The organism is Treponema endosymbiont of Eucomonympha sp. (assembly GCF_001028545.1).
In genome coordinates, this window is sequence record NZ_BBPW01000699.1 from 1 (window position 1) to 431 (window position 431).

Genomic DNA, 431 nt, shown 5'->3' on the forward strand with positions numbered 1-431 from the left:
CGCTCCGCATGCTGAAGGCGCTCGAAGCGGACAATACGCTGTCGGGCACCGGCAAACTTATGGCGGAGTTTCCGCTTTTGCCGCGCCAGAGCCGCATCATCGCCGAGTCGATTCAGCGCTACCCCGACGTGCTGGAGGAAGTGCTCATAGCCGCCGCCTTCCTTTCGGCGAAGTCGCCGTTCGTCCTGCCGGCCGGCAAGGAAATGGACGCGCGGAAAGCGCACCACGCCTTCCGAGACCTGCTCGGCGACTTCGTGTCCTACCTTAAAATGTACCGTACCTTCGTCGCCGTTACGAACAAGGAGCAGTTTTGCGAAAAGAACTACCTCGACTATCAGGTTATGACAGAAATCTGCAACATAAAGGAGCAGCTTGAGCAAATCGCCGCGCGGCTGGGGCTGCCCGTTTCGTCGGGCGGCTCTATGGACGAC

General features: G+C 59.6%; 1 pseudogene. It reads left to right on the plus strand.

Features of this window, described 5'->3' with window-relative positions:
* A pseudogene (locus AWU74_RS08675) lies at nt 1-431 on the plus strand (ATP-dependent RNA helicase); the annotation flags it as partial.